Source organism: Salicola sp. Rm-C-2C1-2 (genome assembly GCF_040196175.1).
Taxonomy (GTDB): domain Bacteria; phylum Pseudomonadota; class Gammaproteobacteria; order Pseudomonadales; family Oleiphilaceae; genus Halospina.
Window position 1 is genome coordinate 77,536 of record NZ_JBEFNF010000004.1, and the last position, 14,532, is coordinate 92,067.

Annotated in this window: 14 protein-coding genes; 11 read left to right on the top strand and 3 right to left on the bottom strand. The window is 59.9% G+C overall.

Annotation, left to right across the window (positions count from 1 at the left end; all coding sequences use genetic code 11):
• Positions 1–3 precede the first annotated feature (3 nt).
• Positions 4–174, top strand: a complete 171-nt coding sequence (locus AAF659_RS08875; RefSeq protein WP_349751384.1) for a hypothetical protein — start codon at positions 4–6, stop codon at positions 172–174.
• A 265-nt stretch (positions 175–439) separates the two neighbouring features.
• Here the strand turns inward: AAF659_RS08875 and AAF659_RS08880 are convergent, their stop codons facing one another.
• Together AAF659_RS08880 and nadB are read right to left on the bottom strand one after the other, a co-directional pair.
• The gene (locus AAF659_RS08880) at positions 440–694 is read right to left on the bottom strand and encodes an FAD assembly factor SdhE (RefSeq protein ID WP_349751385.1); all 255 of its coding nucleotides are present in this window, start codon (positions 692–694) and stop codon (positions 440–442) included.
• Positions 695–720: 26 nt separating this feature from the next.
• Positions 721–2,325, bottom strand: coding sequence for an L-aspartate oxidase (gene nadB / locus AAF659_RS08885; RefSeq protein WP_349751386.1), 1,605 nt, complete (start codon positions 2,323–2,325; stop codon positions 721–723).
• A gap of 94 nt (positions 2,326–2,419) precedes the next feature.
• On the opposite strand from nadB, the gene AAF659_RS08890 reads away from it, so the two are divergent.
• The 9 genes from AAF659_RS08890 (at position 2,420) to pdxJ (ending at position 10,645) form a co-directional block, all read left to right on the top strand.
• A complete protein-coding gene (locus AAF659_RS08890; protein WP_349751387.1) occupies positions 2,420–2,908 on the top strand; it encodes a SoxR reducing system RseC family protein in 489 nt (162 codons plus the stop codon).
• 97 nt (positions 2,909–3,005) lie between these two features.
• Positions 3,006–4,418 carry a DegQ family serine endoprotease gene (locus AAF659_RS08895; protein WP_349751388.1) on the top strand — a complete coding sequence of 471 codons (1,413 nt, stop codon included), beginning with the start codon at positions 3,006–3,008 and terminating at the stop codon, positions 4,416–4,418.
• A 148-nt stretch (positions 4,419–4,566) separates the two neighbouring features.
• Entirely contained in the window at positions 4,567–6,369 is a 1,803-nt protein-coding gene (gene lepA, locus AAF659_RS08900; protein WP_349751389.1) for a translation elongation factor 4, read from the top strand.
• A 15-nt stretch (positions 6,370–6,384) separates the two neighbouring features.
• Positions 6,385–7,179, top strand: coding sequence for a signal peptidase I (gene lepB, locus AAF659_RS08905; RefSeq protein WP_349751536.1), 795 nt, complete (start codon positions 6,385–6,387; stop codon positions 7,177–7,179).
• Positions 7,180–7,193: 14 nt separating this feature from the next.
• Entirely contained in the window at positions 7,194–7,574 is a 381-nt protein-coding gene (locus AAF659_RS08910; protein ID WP_349751390.1) for a DUF4845 domain-containing protein, read from the top strand.
• The gene (gene rnc, locus AAF659_RS08915) at positions 7,571–8,272 is read left to right on the top strand and encodes a ribonuclease III (protein WP_349751391.1); all 702 of its coding nucleotides are present in this window, start codon (positions 7,571–7,573) and stop codon (positions 8,270–8,272) included. The genes AAF659_RS08910 and rnc overlap by 4 nt, the downstream gene beginning before the upstream one ends.
• A complete protein-coding gene (gene era, locus AAF659_RS08920; RefSeq protein WP_349751392.1) occupies positions 8,262–9,170 on the top strand; it encodes a GTPase Era in 909 nt (302 codons plus the stop codon). Before rnc ends, era begins: the two co-directional genes overlap by 11 nt.
• Before the next feature lie 3 nt (positions 9,171–9,173).
• Positions 9,174–9,893 (top strand): DNA repair protein RecO, encoded by a 720-nt coding sequence (gene recO / locus AAF659_RS08925; RefSeq protein WP_349751393.1) that lies wholly within the window; start codon positions 9,174–9,176, stop codon positions 9,891–9,893.
• Positions 9,890–10,645, top strand: a complete 756-nt coding sequence (pdxJ, locus tag AAF659_RS08930; protein ID WP_349751394.1) for a pyridoxine 5'-phosphate synthase — start codon at positions 9,890–9,892, stop codon at positions 10,643–10,645. Before recO ends, pdxJ begins: the two co-directional genes overlap by 4 nt.
• Here the strand turns inward: pdxJ and AAF659_RS08935 are convergent.
• Positions 10,625–13,471 carry an ATP-binding protein gene (locus tag AAF659_RS08935; protein WP_349751395.1) on the bottom strand — a complete coding sequence of 949 codons (2,847 nt, stop codon included), beginning with the start codon at positions 13,469–13,471 and terminating at the stop codon, positions 10,625–10,627. The genes pdxJ and AAF659_RS08935 overlap by 21 nt on opposite strands.
• A 140-nt stretch (positions 13,472–13,611) precedes the next feature.
• On the opposite strand from AAF659_RS08935, the gene cysM reads away from it, so the two are divergent.
• Positions 13,612–14,505: a cysteine synthase CysM gene (gene cysM / locus AAF659_RS08940; RefSeq protein ID WP_349751396.1), complete on the top strand. Its 894-nt coding sequence runs from the start codon at positions 13,612–13,614 to the stop codon at positions 14,503–14,505.
• Positions 14,506–14,532 lie beyond the last annotated feature (27 nt).

Here is a 14,532-nt window from a genome sequence, read left to right on the forward strand (position 1 = left end):
TATATGGAGTTACTTGTTGTCTGTTTGGACCGGTCCGAGGCGAATCCAGCCCGTCAGCCTGCGAAGCGCGTGCGGATCAGTATTGCGGATACCCGGGACCGTACTCAACAGCAGGCGCTGAGAACCGCCCGGCGTGATCAGATGCAACAAGAGGAAACGGTGGGCGATGCGTGACCCACTGCCGATACGGACAGGTTGCTCGCTACCCCCGCGTAGCACCGCCCGCAATCCGTGCGGCCCTGCTATGAGACGGACCGGGCTTTTGCGGGTATGCAGACGCTGGTGCCGAAAGGCCGTGATGGCCCCCGCCGTGCAGGCGAGGCTGACGCCCGCTGCGACAGCCAAGGGAAGGCCTTTAAGGCTCAGGGTGAGGGCAGCAGGCAGCAACCAGGGTGCCGCGGCTACGCCGGCCAGGGTGCTCGATGGACCCAGAGTCAGCTCAATCCGGCTGAACCCGTTGCAGGATGAGATCGACGATGCGGGCAAGTTCAGGATCCTCGGGGCGGCTGCTCTGCATGAACCAGGCAAAGAGGTCGTTGTCCTCGCAGTCGATCAGGCTCCGGTAGCGGGCCTGGTCCGATTCAGGCAGCGAGGGATAAGCTTCCTTCACAAAAGGCACCAGCAGCAGGTCAAGTTCCAGCATGCCCCGGCGGCTGTGCCATACAAGGCGTTTGTATTCGCGGTCATCAGTCATGGGATCACAGGTTTCCATTGAGGCAGTCAGGCATCAGAGCGCATGTAAGAGGTTGGCACCAGTATCGTATCCTTGGCTTCCGCCGCCGTTGTGGGATAGTCCAGGTTGTAGTGAAGTCCACGACTTTCCCGACGCTGCAATGCTGAGCAGATGATCAGGTCGGATACGGTCACCAGGTTGCGCAGTTCCAGCAGATCGTTGCTTACGCGGTAGTTGCTGTAGAACTCCCGGATCTCGCTGTGCAGCATGTCCGCCCGGTGTTTGGCCCGCTGGAGCCGTTTAGTGGTGCGTACGATCCCCACATAGTCCCACATGAAGTGGCGCAATTCATCCCAGTTGTGTGCGATCACGACGTCTTCATCCGAATCCCGTACCCGCGATTCGTCCCATTCAGGCACCTCCGGAGGCTCCGGTACATGCGGGCTCTGGGTGTTGATATCCCGGGCTGCAGCGCGCCCGTAAACCAGACATTCCAGCAGTGAGTTGCTGGCCATGCGGTTGGCGCCGTGCAGGCCGGTAAAGGAAGCTTCGCCTACCGCATAGAGCTGGTTGACGTCGGAGTGCGCGCTTTCATCCACCATGATGCCGCCGCAGGTGTAATGCGCCGCGGGTACGATGGGGATGGGGTCACGGGTGATATCAATGCCATAGTCGCGGCAGCAGGCGGCGATAGTGGGGAAGTGTTCCTCGATGAAATCCGTCGAGCGGTGACTGATATCCAAATAAAGGTGATCCGCACCCAGGCGCTTCATCTCATAGTCGATAGCCCGCGCCACAATATCCCGGGGTGCCAGCTCCGCGCGCTCATCGAAGCGATCCATGAAACGGCTGCCATCCGGCAGCAGGAGTTTACCGCCTTCGCCGCGCACCGCCTCGCTGATCAGAAAAGACTTGGCTTGTGGATGATAGAGGCAGGTGGGATGGAACTGATTGAATTCCATGTTGGCCACGCGGCAACCCGCTCGCCAGGCGATGGCAATGCCGTCACCAGTGGCGCCATCCGGATTACTGGTGTAGAGATAAGTCTTGCTGGCGCCGCCGGTGGCCAGAACCACGAAGCGGGCGCGGAAAAGCTCTACTTCCTGGGTGTCATGGTTGAATATGTAGGCGCCGACACACCGGTTACCGGGCAGAAACAGTTTACGGTGGGTTACCAGATCAACCGCCACCCGGTTCTCGAAAATGTCGATATTAGGCTGCTGGCGGGCACGTTCGCACAGTGTCTGGGAAACCGCCTGGCCGGTGGCATCTGCGGCATGAATGATACGGCGGTGGCTGTGGCCACCCTCTCGGGTCAGGTGGTAGTGGCTGCCGTCAGCGCGGGTGAATTGGACGCCCTGATCAATGAGCCAGTCAATGCTCTCCCGGGCCTGGGAAACTGTCAGGCGGACACTATCCTCATGACACAGGCCAGCGCCGGCGGTGAGAGTGTCGGTGGTGTGCGCTTCCTCGCTGTCGGTATCGTCCAGCACGGCGGCGATACCGCCTTGGGCCCACTGCGTGGAACCACTGTCGAGCTGTGTCTTACTGAGAACCGCAACACACAGCGATGGGTCCAGAGTCAGAGCCGTACTCAGGCCTGCGGCGCCACTGCCAACGATGACAACGTCGTACTGATGAAATGCATGCATAGCGTGTATTGAACTAAAGTTTGTGTCTGGTGTCACTCTTTACGCATCAAACCTGACGGGAGATGATCACTGCGATGCAGATGATGAAAGATCGATGACGGAATCCGGAGACACGGCGCATGAGGAGCGCCAAGGTGAGGTTGTGCAGTGCCTCGGTCAGCGGGCCAAGGTGCAAGTGATGCCTGCGGCAGGATGTGCACGCTGCGCCGCAGGTGAAGGCTGTGGGCAAGGGCTTCTGGGTGCTATGCGTAAGGCTTCCGGGCCTGAGTCATTCTGGGTGACGGTTCCCGGGCATGAAACGCTGGTGCCTGGGAGCAGGGTTGTTCTTAGGGTGGCGCCTGCCGACCTGGTTGCCGGTGCGGCAATGGTTTATCTGGTCCCGTTGCTGGGACTGATTCTGGGAGCGTTTCTGGTCGAAGTCGCTGTCGGGGGCAGCCAGGGAGCAACCACTGCCGCCGGGATTGCCGGGCTTGTCGGCGGATTACTGTCAGTGCGCCATGGGCTCCGGCATTGCCGCCAGATCCGGCGCTTCGAACCAGTTTTTGTGAGAAGCGTACCTGTTTCTGACGTACAGTTCACTTGAAAACCCCAGTGTTCGACTCAGTATCATAATGGGGGATTGGACGTGGGGCCCGTGGATGCTTCGGGCTCAGTGTATTCAAACCGAATGGGAGATCCCAATGTCGAGTATGCCACTGCGAGTCACGCCTCTGTTCGCACTGCTTTTCATGCTTTTGAGTGCCTGCGTATCCGCGCAGCAGAACACTGGGCAGTTGCCTGATTTCACCGGGCTGGTTGAGAATAATGCGGACGTCGTGGTCAATATCAGCACCACTTCGACCAACTCCCGGCGTGCTACGCCCTTTGGGGGGCGCATGGAACAGTTGCCGGAGTTCTTCCAGAAGTTCTTCGAGGATCGCTTCCGGGGACAGATGCCCCAGCGAGAGCGTGAGCAGCAGTCGATGGGGTCGGGGTTTATTGTTTCTTCCGACGGCTACATCCTCACCAACAACCATGTGGTTGAGGGTGCGGATGAAATCATTGTCCGCATGAACGACCGACGTGAGATGGAAGCGGAAGTGGTTGGAGCGGACGCGCGCTCTGACATCGCGGTGCTTAAGGTGGATGCCGAGGGGCTCCCGACAGCGAAGATCGGCAGTTCCTCGGATCTTGCGGTGGGCGAATGGGTTTTTGCCATCGGTTCACCGTTTGGCTTTGACTACACCGTGACCTCGGGAATCGTCAGCGCCAAAGGCCGTTCCCTTCCCCGGGATAATTACATTCCCTTCATTCAGAGTGACGTGGCGATCAATCCCGGCAATTCCGGCGGTCCGCTGTTCAACATGGATGGTGAAGTTATCGGCGTGAACTCCCAGATCTACACCCGTTCCGGAGGGTTCATGGGCGTGTCCTTCGCCATCCCCATGGACGTGGCCATGGATGTTGTCGATCAGCTGCGCAATAAGGGCAGCGTCACTCGTGGCTGGCTGGGTGTGATGATCCAGGAGGTGAACCGCGATCTGGCCGAAACCTTCGGGCTTGAGCGACCCCATGGCGCCCTGGTTGCGGATGTGGTGCCGGATTCGCCGGCTGAAAAGGCCGGGCTCCAGCAGGGTGACGTAATCCTGGAATTCAATGGCGAGGAAATCACCCGCTCCTCGGATCTTCCGCCCAAGGTTGGGCAGGCGGACGTCGGCAGCGAAGCTGATCTGACCGTGATGCGCAGCGGTGAACGCATGACGGTGACCTTTACTGTCGGAGAGTTGCCTGAGGATAATCAGCAGGCACAGCAGTCATCAGCGACGCCGGACAGCGGTAACCGCATGGGGCTGCGGGTCGAGCCTCTGCCGGAGCAGTTGGCCCGTCAGTGGGATCTGGATGCCGGTGTGCTGGTGACAGAAGTGGGCCGTGGTCCGGCACGCCAGGCTGGTATCCGCCGCAATGATGTGATCCGCAAGATCGCCAGTCAGGGTGTGACCAATGTTGATGAGTTCCGCGAGGTGGTCTCATCGCTGCCGGCCGGCAAGCCGGTTGCCGTCACCCTGATCCGCCAGGGCAATCCCAGGATCGTGGCGCTGCGCCTGCCTGAATAAACCATCCCAGTGTGCCAGCCCAGAGCGTGACGCAACGTCGCACGCTTTTGGGCAGGCCATAGCCTTTCCCTCCCTTGTCCGGTAAAATCCGTCCGGTCATGGCCATCGCCGTAATGGCGGTTGCCGGAAACCGGATTCTGGAGTTTCAGTGAGCGATCTCAGCCACATACGCAACTTTTCGATCATTGCCCATATCGACCACGGCAAGTCCACACTGGCGGACCGCTTCATTCAGGTCTGTGAAGGGCTCACCGACCGGGAAATGGCGGAACAGGTCCTGGATTCCATGGATCTGGAGCGTGAACGCGGGATCACCATTAAGGCCCAGAGCGTGACGCTCAAGTACCGGGCGAAAGACGGCAATCTCTATGAGCTCAACTTCATCGACACACCGGGTCATGTGGATTTCTCCTATGAGGTGTCGCGGTCGCTGAAGGCCTGTGAGGGCGCCTTGCTGGTGGTGGATGCCGGCCAGGGTGTTGAGGCCCAGTCAGTGGCCAATTGTTATACCGCCATGGATCAGGATCTTGAAGTGATCCCGATCCTGAACAAGATCGACCTGCCGCAGGCGGACCCCGAGAAGGTCATGTCCGAGATCGAGGATGTGATTGGGATTGATGCCAGCGATGCAGTGCCCTGCAGCGCCAAGAACGGCACTGGTGTCGAGGATGTTCTGGAGGCCTTGATCCATCGTATCCCGCCGCCCGACGGCGAGGTTGATGATGCCCTGCAGGCCTTGATCATCGACTCCTGGTTTGATAACTACCAGGGCGTGGTGTCCCTGGTGCGGGTCATGCACGGCAGCGTCCGCAAGGGTGAGAAAGTTCTGGTCAAGTCCACCGGCAAGACGCATGTTGTGGATAAGGTCGGCTACTTCAATCCGAAGCCCACCACCATTCCAGAGCTCAAGGCGGGCGAAGTGGGCTTTGTGGTATCTGGCATCAAAGACATCAAGGGTGCCCCTGTCGGTGACACCATGACCCACTCCAGCACGTCTGATGTACCTCAGCTGGCAGGCTTTCAGAACGTGAAGCCGCAGGTATACGCGGGTATCTTCCCGGTCTCCTCGGACGATTATAACGCCTTTCGCGATGCGCTCGAGAAACTGACGCTCAACGACGCTTCGCTGTTCTTCGAACCGGAAAGTTCGGACGCGCTGGGCTTTGGCTTCCGTTGCGGTTTCCTCGGAATGCTTCACATGGAAATCATTCAGGAACGGGTTGAGCGTGAGTACGGTATCAATCTCATCACCACGGCGCCCACGGTCGTCTATGAGGTGGTGATGACGGACGAAACGGTGGAGTACATCGAAAACCCCTCGCGTCTGCCGGATCCGGGCGAGATTGAGGCGATTCGTGAGCCCATCTGTGAGGCCAACATCCTGGTGCCGCAGGAGTTTCTGGGCAACGTGATCGCGCTGTGTGAGGAGCGTCGGGGCCACCAGACCGATATGAACTTCCTGGCCACCCAGGTTCAGGTGGTCTATGAGCTGCCGATGAGCGAGGTGGTTCTTGACTTCTTTGACCGACTCAAAAGTGCCACTCGGGGTTACGCTTCGCTGGATTACCAGTTTCAGCGCTTCCAGGAGGCGAATCTGGCGCGGTTGGATATTCTCATCAATGGTGACCGGGTGGATTCGCTGGCCATCGTAGTACATCGGGATCAGGCCCACAGCAGGGGGCGGGCCTTTGCCGAGAAGATGAAAGACCTGATCCCGCGCCAGATGTTCGACATCGCCATCCAGGCTGCCATCGGCAGTAACATTGTGGCACGCCAGACGGTCAAGGCGTTGCGCAAGAACGTAACCGCCAAGTGCTACGGGGGCGACGCCAGCCGCAAGAAGAAGCTGCTTCAGAAACAGAAAGAAGGCAAGAAGCGCATGAAGCAGGTCGGGAATGTGGAGGTTCCTCAGGAGGCCTTCCTGGCCGTGCTCAGAGTGGACGATGAGTAGGGAGCGGTCATGAACATCAATTTCCCGCTGCTGCTGGTGGTGCTCACAGCGGCCACCGGCATCATCTGGCTGATTGATGGCCGTCTCTTCCGGCCACGGCGGCAGGCGCGGTATGCTCACAGCGGCGCCCGCAAGAGCGCTGAAGACGCAGCGGATGCCAGTGATCCGGACCAGCCCTGGCTGGCCGAGGTCAGCCGTTCTTTTTTCCCCGTTCTGTTGGTGGTGCTGGTTCTGCGCTCATTCCTGGTGGAGCCGTTCCAGATCCCATCCGGCTCCATGTTGCCAACGCTGGAAGTGGGCGATTTCATCCTGGTGAACAAGTTTACCTACGGGCTGAGGGTGCCGGTAGCGCACTGGGAACTCGTGGATTTCGGTGATCCGGCGCGCGGCGATATCATGGTATTCCGCTATCCGGTGGAGCCCTCGGTTAACTACATCAAGCGCGTGGTCGGCGTTCCCGGGGACCGTGTTGCCTACAGGGACAAACAGCTCTACGTTAATGGCGTAGAGGTGCCTTCGGCATTTGTGGCAAGCCTCGGCGACCAGGATCTGCGCCGGCAGAAACTTGGCGGGCACAGGTTCAGGACACTGTACGCCCAGCGCAGGACAGACCCGGACGCCGAGGGCCAATGGACGGTGCCAGAAGGCCATTACTTCGTAATGGGCGATAACCGTGATAACAGCCGGGACAGCAGATACTGGGGCATGGTGCCCGACGACCATGTGGTGGGTAAGGCATTCGCTATCTGGATGCACTGGAAGTCGCTCACGAGCCTGCCCAGTTTTCACCGGGTTGGTTGGGTCCAGTAACGCGGAGGTCCGTGATGAAACCAGAAACCAGACACCAGAAAGGTTTTTCGATGCTTGCGATGATGCTTTTCATCTTGGTTGGCATCTTTTTGCTTACCGTGGTTCTCCGGGTTGTGCCGGCGTACATCAATGATTTCACGCTCAGTCGCATCATCGGATCGTTGGACGAATCCCGGTCCTATCGGGATGCTGACAACGTCCGTGATGTGCGCGAGCTTCTGCGCAAACGTATCCAAATGGAAAATATTGAGGCTTTGGATGCGGATGACATTGAGATGGAGCCTGAAGGCGATCGTCTGCGTCTGGCATTGTCTTATGAAGTGCGCTCTCCGTTCATGGGTAACATCGACACCGTGATCCAATTCGACCATGAGTATGAACTGAGGATGCCGTGACCGAGCAGGAACGTCTTGACCAGCTCCAGAAGCGACTGGGGTATCACTTCAGTGACGTGGAACACCTCCGACTGGCGCTGACCCACCGGAGCTACGGTGGCAACAATAACGAACGGCTTGAGTTCCTGGGGGATTCCATCCTCAATATGGTCATGGCCCAGTATCTGTTCCACCGGTTCCCAGAGGCCAGGGAAGGCCAGCTCAGCCGGCTGCGGGCGCGTCTGGTGCGCGGGGCAACCCTGGCCGAGATCGCACTTGAGTTCGAACTGGGTGACTGTCTGCGCCTGGGGTCGGGTGAGCTCAAGAGCGGTGGCTTCCGGCGTGAATCAATCCTGGCCGATGCCGTGGAATCGATCGTTGGCGCCATTTACCTAGACTCGGAGCTGGAGCAGGCGCGGGAACGTCTTCTGGCCTGGTTCGGGTCACGGTTGGACAGGCTGAGTCTTCAGGACACCCAGAAAGACCCCAAGACCCGTTTGCAGGAGTTCCTGCAGTCCCGGCGCCAGGCGTTGCCCAACTACGAGGTGGAAACGGTGCGTGGCGAAGCCCATCAGCAGACCTTCTACGTCAATTGCAATGTGCCCGTTCTGAAGGCGGCAACCCGTGGACAGGGCGGCAGCCGGCGTGCGGCGGAACAGGATGCGGCGAGTCTGGCGCTGGAGCAGCTGGAGCAGGAGGCTGACACCAATGGCGGATGAGCCGGTCAGCCGAAGCGGTTTCATCGGGCTCCTCGGGCGCCCCAATGTGGGCAAATCCACCCTGATGAATCACCTGCTGGGTCAGAAGCTCAGCATTACATCGCGCAAGCCCCAGACCACCCGGTACCAGCTGCTGGGCATCCATACGGTGGAGCAGGACCAGATGGTGTTTGTGGATACGCCGGGCCTGCATACCGAGGAGCCGAGGGCGATCAACCGCTATATGAACCGCGAGGCGACCACGGCCCTGCGGGACGTGGATATGGTGGTGTTCGTGGTCGACCAGAACCTGTGGAACGAAGGCGATGCCAATGTGCTCGCGCGCTTTTCCCATCTTCAGTGCCCGGTTCTGGCGGTGATCAACAAGGTGGATCAGATGGCGGATCCCGATCAGCTTCTGCCGCACATCGAATGGCTCAGTCAGCAGTACCCGTTCACCGAAATCGTGCCTGTCTCGGCGCTGCGTTCACGCAATCTGGATCGCCTGGAAAACGCCATCCGCAGCCACCTGCCGGAGAGCGAGCATCATTTCGATGATGACGACCTGACCAATCGCAGCTCCCGCTTTCTGGCCGCGGAAATGATCCGTGAAAAGATCACGCGTCAGCTTGGTGACGAGCTGCCCTATACCATGGCAGTTGAAATCGAGACCTTTGAGCAAGAGGGCAAAACGCTGCACATCAACGGGCTTATACTGGTGGAGCGTCAGGGTCAGAAGAAGATCGTCATCGGTGACAAGGGCAGCCGGCTGCGCCAGATCGGCCAGGAATCCCGGCTGGATATGGAAAGTCTGTTCGGCACGAAAGTAATGCTCCGCCTCTGGGTCAAAGTGCGCAAGGGGTGGGCGGATGATGAGCGCGCCCTGCGTTCACTGGGGTATGGGGATCAGGGGCGCTGAACCGTGACTGATCACGGCCAGCAGCTGGAGCCGGCCTTTGTGCTGCACCGCCGCTCTTATGGTGAAACCAGCCTGATAGTTGACCTGCTCACCCTCAACCACGGCCATTTCAGCGTTATGGCTCGCGGCGCAGCCCGTCTCCGGAGCCAGTGGCAGGGCGAACTGCAGCCATTTCGGCCTCTCAGAGTCTCGTGGTCCGGGCGCCAATCACTCAAAAATCTGCGTCATGCTGAGGCTACAGCGCCTGCATTGTCGCTTGCCGGGGATCGCCTCTACTGCGGGTTCTATGCGAATGAACTCCTTGTGCGCTTGTTGACAGAGGCGGATCCGGCCCCGGAGCTGTTCAGCGCCTACCTGGCGACTCTGGAGCAGCTGGCGGCTGAGGATGTGGCTCTCGAGCCCCTTCTGCGGCGGTTTGAATACCAGCTTGCAGGAGAGTTGGGGTACGGGATCAGCTGGGATCGAGTCGGCGATACTGGCGAGCCCGTGCAGGCGGGACGCACCTATGCGTTTCATCCCGGACAGGGCATTATGGCGCAAGGGTACGGGCCAGTCGGCGGCATTCCGGGTGAGCATCTGCTGGCGCTGGCCGCGGATGAGCTGGAGACTCAGGTAGTGCGGCGATTGGCCAAGAAACTCATGCGAAGCCTGATCGATCATCTGTTACAGGGACGGCCACTGCATAGCCGCCGTCTTTTCACGCGTCAGGGGAGATCAGAATGACTCATCAACCGCGCCGGGTCCTGCTCGGCGTTAATGTGGATCATGTGGCAACTCTCCGGGAAGCCCGCGGTACGCGCTATCCGGATCCGGTTCAGGCCGCAATGCTGGCGGAAGAGGCGGGCGCGGAGGGCATTACGGTTCATCCCAGGGAAGACCGTCGCCATATTCAGGATCGGGATGTGCGGATCCTGAGTGAAACGCTTAACACCCGGATGAACCTGGAAATGGCCGTCACCGATGGCATGCTGGCGTTTGCGCAAACCATCCGCCCCGAGCATTGCTGTTTTGTTCCGGAAAAGCGCGAGGAGCTCACCACCGAGGGCGGTCTGGACGTGGCCGGCCAGCCGGCGCGGGTGAAAGCAGCCTGCGAGCGTATGGCGGCTATGGGGACCGAAGTTTCCCTGTTCATTGATGCCGACCCGGACCAGATCCGGGCCGCGGCCGACTGTGGCGCTCCGGCTATTGAATTGCATACAGGTGAATACGCACTGGCGCAAACGCCAGAAGCCATAGAACGCGAGCTGCAGCGTCTGCGGGAGAGTGTAGACTGGGCCCGACAGCAGGGGTTGGTGGTCAATGGTGGCCATGGTTTGAATTACCACAACACCGCGCCAGTAGCGGCTCTGGAAGGCATTAATGAGCTCAATATTGGCCATGCTATCATGGCGCGCGCGCTGATGACGGGGATGAAAGAGGCCGTCCAGGTCATGCGGGAGCTGATTGATCAGGCGTCAGGCGTCAGCGTCGTGTAGCAGCTCATGCCAGTGGGTCTGCTCACACCAGCGCATCAGCCGGTCCATAGCGGCCATCAGGCGTTCCACGGCGGTGTCCAGGCCCTCTGAACCGTTTTTGAGGCGGGTTTCCAGATCCGCTGCGCAGTCGCCCAGTTCCGGTACGCTGGTGTAGCGGGTAGCGCCATGCAGTCGGTGTACCCGCTCAAGCAGGGCAGCCAGGTCGCCGTCCCGGTAAACATCAGCAATGGCTTTGCGATCCTCTTCCACGTGATCCAGAAGCATGCTCAGCATCTCTTCAGCCAGATCGGGTTTGCCATTGGCCAACCTCAGACAGTCTTTTGGATTTACAACCGGGTGCTGACGGCCCCGTGATGAGGGTCTGACCGGCTCGGGTTCCGGGGGTTGGACCTGCTGCCCTTCGGCCGTCTGCACGTTGAGCCCAAGATGACGCTGCAGGGTGTGGGCGATCAGGGTTGGTGTGATGGGCTTAGTCAGGTAGCCGTCAAAACCGGCCGTCAGAAGCTGTTCGCGCTCTTCGGTGAGGGCATGGGCCGTGAGGGCGATCACGGGCACGCGACTGTTGGCTCCTTCGAGCCGGCGGATGCGGGCGGTGGCGTCGGTACCATCCATGCCAGGCATCTGTACGTCCATCAGAACCAGATCGAAGCTCTCCTTCTGGAGTCTCTGGAGAGCCTCATAGCCGCTGCTGACATCATCCACATGGAGATCGAACTCGCGTAACAGGGTAGTTACCAGCTTCAGGTTGGCCTCGTTGTCATCCACGGCCAGCACGCGTGCTTTCACCGTTGGCGTATCTGCTGTCGGCAGCGGGGCGGGCGCCGGCGGATGCTGTTGCTCCGAGGGATCGCGGGTGCCCTGGATCAGTTGTCTGAGGCGCTGGTGGAAGAGAGTGCGCCGCACCGGTTTGGTCATGTGACCTGAGGCCATGGTCACCAATGGGCTGGTGTCCTCGTTCAGCGTTGGCGTGAGCAGCAGTACCCGGCAGTCGCATTCGTATTCCAGAGCGCGGATCAGTTCCCGGTGCTGGTTGGAGTGCAGCAGGTGGCGCGCGACCCCCAGTACCACCAACGCGAAGCCGTGGCCGGCCACCTGGGCGGACTGGACCTTCTCCATCAGTGTTTGCGGGGTGGCGGCGTGGTTCACGCTCAGACCGGCTTCGCGCATCAGGTTGGTCACTGCCAGCTCTGAGGTTTCCTGGTATTCAAGATAGAGCACAGATTCGCCCTGGAGGGGTGTCTCAGCAGCGGCCTCCGGTGCGCCTGAGGTTTCCAGTGGCAGGCTGAACCAGAAGCTGGAGCCGCGGCCCAGTTCACTGTCCACCCCAATCTCGCCGCCCATCTCTTCAACCAGGCGGCGCGAGATCACCAGTCCGAGGCCGGTGCCCCCATACTGACGGGCGGTGGAGGCATCCGCCTGGTTGAAGGCATTGAAGATACTCTGCTTCTGGGATTCCGACAGGCCAACGCCAGTGTCCGTAATGCTGATCCGGATGCGTTCGTCATCCGGATCATCCTCGTCGAGCATCACGCGCACCACCACCTCACCGTGCTGGGTGAACTTGATGGCGTTGTTCACGAGGTTGGTCAGCACCTGTTTGATGCGCAGCGGATCGCCCATGAAAGCGTCGGGTACATCGGAGTAGATCAACGGCACCAGATCCAGGTTTTTGCCGTGGGCTGCGGGGGCGAGCATGATCAGCACTTCCTCCACGGTTTCACGCAGATGGAAGGGGGTGCGATCCAGAACCAGCTTGCCGGCCTCAATCTTTGAGAAATCCAGGATGTCGTTGATGATGGTGAGCAGGATCTCGGAGGATTTGCGAATGGTGCTGAGGTGGTCCCGTTGCTGTGCTGAGGCCGGTGCCTTCAGCAGCAGATCCGTGAAGCCGATGATGCCGTTGAGCGGGGTTCGGATCTCGTGGCTCATGTTCGCCAGGAACTCCGATTTGATCCGGCTGGCTTCCAGCGCCTGCTTGCGGGCGAGATCCAGCTCAATGTTCTGGACCTCAATGGTTTCCAGGGTTTCGCGCAGATCCTCCGTTGCCTGATCCACATTCTGCTGCATCTCATCCTGGGCCTGCTGGAGGCTCTCGGCCATGGCATTGAGCCCCGAGGCCAGTTCCTCCAGCTCCGGGCTCGCTGTCATCTCCACGCGCGTGTCGAGATTGCCCTCACGCAGTCGGCTGATGGCGCGGGTTAGTTCGTAGATGGGATCGGTTACTGAGCGGCTCAGGTGGATGGCGATCAGGGTATTGAGGAATAGGCCGCCACCGATCAGAAGCAGACTCACCAGTAGTGCTTCATACTGCTGTTTCTGGGTGGTGGCATGAGAAAGCTCAACGCTGGCCCAGCCCAGGGGCTGCTCTCCGGCAGTTGCCTCGTTGCGCGAGCGGTTCATGTCGAGAAGGCCATCGATCATCAGATCCTGAGGGTAGATGGGGGCGATGAAGAGTGAGGCGTCCTTGCCGGTGTGAGCCTGGGGGGTGGTCACATCCTGAATCAGCTCGGGGCCATCAACGCGTTCTCTGGGACCCGTTTGCACCAGCTGCTGTCCCTCGCTGTCATAGATGGTGATGGCGCGGACGTCGTCTTCTTCCAGCATGGAGCTGGCAATGCCGAAAAGCAGGTTGCGGTTGCCTGTGAAGGCGCCGTATTCGGAGGCGGAAGCCAGCTGGCGGCTGAGCGACATGCCCCGTTCCTCAAGCATGCGCGACAGGTTGCTGACTGAGCTGTGAGTGAAGTACACCCCGACGATCACGATCAGTACCATCGTGGGAATGAGGGACAGAAAGAAGACCTTTTTCTGGACGCCCCAGCGGCGCATCAGTGATCCTGTTGCATGATTTGGATGGTCCCGGAGTGGTTGGGCACGGCCCCGGATCGGCGTATCATGGGCGCTAATCTAACACATGCGTGTACTGGCACGCGTTGCCGGTGTCACAGGGTTTAGGAGTCTTTTCTGCCATGGCCTATGCGACCATTGAGAATTATGTGGGCAACACGCCACTGGTGCGCCTACAGCGGTTACCGGGTAACACCAGCAATACCATCCTGGTAAAGCTGGAAGGCAACAATCCGGCGGGGTCCGTCAAGGACAGGCCAGCGCTTAGTATGGTCAGCGAGGCCGAGAAGCGCGGTGATATCCAGCCCGGGGATACCCTGATTGAGGCGACCAGCGGTAACACCGGGATCGCGCTGGCCATGGCAGCAGCCATCAAGGGCTACCGCATGATTCTGATCATGCCGGAGAACGCCAGCGAGGAACGTCGTGCCTCCATGCGCGCCTATGGTGCTGAGATCATCAGCGTCTCGCGTGAGGCCGGCATGGAGGGGGCACGGGATCTGGCGCAGAACATGGCGGCCAATAACGAAGGCCTCATTCTGGACCAGTTCGCCAACCCGGATAATCCACTGTCGCATTACAAGGGAACGGCGCCCGAGATCTGGCGGGATACGGGCGGGGCTGTCACGCACTTTATCTGCTCGATGGGAACCACCGGTACCATTATGGGCTGCTCCCGGTACTTTCGGGAGCAGAGTCCTGATACTGAACTGATCGGGCTGCAGCCCGGCGAGGGTGCGGCTATCCCCGGCATCCGCCGCTGGCCGCCTGAGTATCTGCCCGGCATTTTCAATGCCAGTGCCGTGGACCGGACCATGGAAATGGGTCAGCAGGAAGCGGAAGACACTATGCGCGCGTTGGCCGCGAAGGAGGGAATTTTCTGTGGTGTTTCCTCTGGTGGCTGCGTGGCTGGAGCCCTCCGCCTGTCTGAAGAGGTTGAAAATGCCACTATCGTGGCCATTATCTGTGACCGGGGCGACCGCTACCTTTCCACCGGTGTGTTCTCCAGCCAGTAAGTCAGCAGGCCCAGCAGCCATTCCACC